Here is a 1715-nt window from a genome sequence, read left to right on the forward strand (position 1 = left end):
TCTATAATCCTATTTCTATCTTCAAGAACTTTAATTTTATTTTTCTCTAAATTAATCTTTTCAATTTGAATTTGGAATGAAGGATCTAATCCATAAACCTTATTTAATAGATCCAAAGATTTTGCTCTATCTTCCAATTCAATTACAGGACCAAACTTTCCCATACCTATTTTTTTAATTAAAGTTCCATCTACATCTACATCATCTTTGATTCTGAACTGAAACCTCTTTTCAAAAATAGGCTTTCCTGTTTCTTCGTCATAGTCCATAAATACTTTTTCAATTTGAAACTCTGTAAAATCCTTTATATCTGCAAAAGCTATTTGTTTATGTCTATCTAAAAGTCTTTTTGTTTCTAGATAATCATCTTGTGCATACATTTCTTTTAGTTCTGTTAGATACTCTTTTACCTTAACATTTCTTAACAACCTACACCCTTGCTCCATAGCTGTTTCTCTGCTATACCCAGCTTTAGTTGCAGCCTTAGTTGCATTAAAACTTTGCATGTAATATATGCAGAAAAGCCTTTGTTTATCAGTAAGTTCACTATCTGCTAAAGTTTCTATTATCTCTTCTTTTCCTACCTTCTCAACTTTAAATGCAATCTTTTTTTTGGATGCATCTTTTTTTATTTTGGATGCATCTTTTTTCTTTGGATTAATCCAAGGAATTTCACTCCTTTGCTTCCAACTTTTAACTGTGGCTTCTGGCACATTTAATTCTTCTGCGATCTTTCTTAAACTTCCAAATCCTGCTTCATACATATCTTTCGCTTTATCTCTCACTTAACCACCTTCTTTAGATGGAGCTCTTATTCTCATATTTATCCTCCAATAAAATCAGTCTCTTCACTTATAGCTATTTTGTAGTATAAATTTGTGCTACATTTTTTAAAAATTTATTTACTTTTTAAAAAATTTATTGTATTATCTAGTCAATAAATATATACAGCAATGAAGGACTGGTAATCTGGAGCTAAATATATTTATCTTAGCAGTTTGCGTTATAAACATAACAAAAGCCATCTCATTTTATTTAGAATAGATGGCTTTTGTTATGTTTGGATTTACCACCCAAGCATAGTAATGCAAACTGTTAGGGAGGTGCTTATCGTGGAGCAATTAATATTCTTTACTGGCTTATTGATTATACTTTGTATAGTTAAAAAATAAGCACCGTGAATATTCTCGAGAATGTTCAAAAGGGTCACTCTTAATTGAGTGACTTTTTTATTATAAAAAAAGAGAACTATGTTACTAGCCCTCTTAATCTTGCCTTCTCTTCTAACCACTCTTTATGGAGTTCTATTTTTTTCTTAGCTTTTAACAATTGTTTTCTAACTGTTACTGATTTTACTCCAAATCTATCCGCTATATCTCTTGGTTTCATCCTTTTACTCAATGTATACACTTCAAATTCTCTTGGAGATAATATCTTTTCTATCATGTCATACATTAATTCTAACAATACTTGTTCTTTTTCCATTGTTACTCTCCAAAATTTTACAAACTATTTTAAATCTATTTTTTTTAAATAAATCTTCGATATACTTTCTAATAGTTCCATATAAAACTCTTCATCTTCCATTAATTCTAATAAAATATCAAATGTTATATTTTTTTCAGTACTTTCATTCTCTTCTATTTTTTCATAAAAACGAAGTTCATTATCATAACTAATACATTCTAATATTTGAGCCATTAAAAATTTCTTTT

At 28.6% G+C, this 1715-nt stretch carries 3 protein-coding genes; all 3 read right to left on the reverse strand.

Features of this window, described 5'->3' with window-relative positions:
* Positions 1-785 (reverse strand): terminase small subunit (locus tag ACMOUI_RS12670; RefSeq protein WP_418966058.1); only part of this gene is annotated, 785 nt, incomplete at its 3' end.
* Positions 786-1248: 463 nt separating this feature from the next.
* Complete coding sequence (locus ACMOUI_RS12675) at positions 1249-1485, reverse strand: sigma factor-like helix-turn-helix DNA-binding protein (RefSeq protein ID WP_418966059.1); 237 nt, start codon at positions 1483-1485, stop codon at positions 1249-1251.
* A 24-nt stretch (positions 1486-1509) separates the two neighbouring features.
* The coding region (locus ACMOUI_RS12680) for a hypothetical protein (protein ID WP_418966060.1) at positions 1510-1715 on the reverse strand (206 nt) is incomplete at its 5' end.

The sequence above is a fragment of the Cetobacterium sp. genome, assembly GCF_048470075.1.
Taxonomy (GTDB): Bacteria; Fusobacteriota; Fusobacteriia; order Fusobacteriales; family Fusobacteriaceae; genus Cetobacterium_A.

What these genes read in the sequence shown, in the direction of transcription:
- ACMOUI_RS12675 (WP_418966059.1), bottom strand. Translation starts at nt 1,485, where the DNA reads ATGGAAAAAGAACAAGTATTGTTAGAATTAATGTATGACATGATAGAA.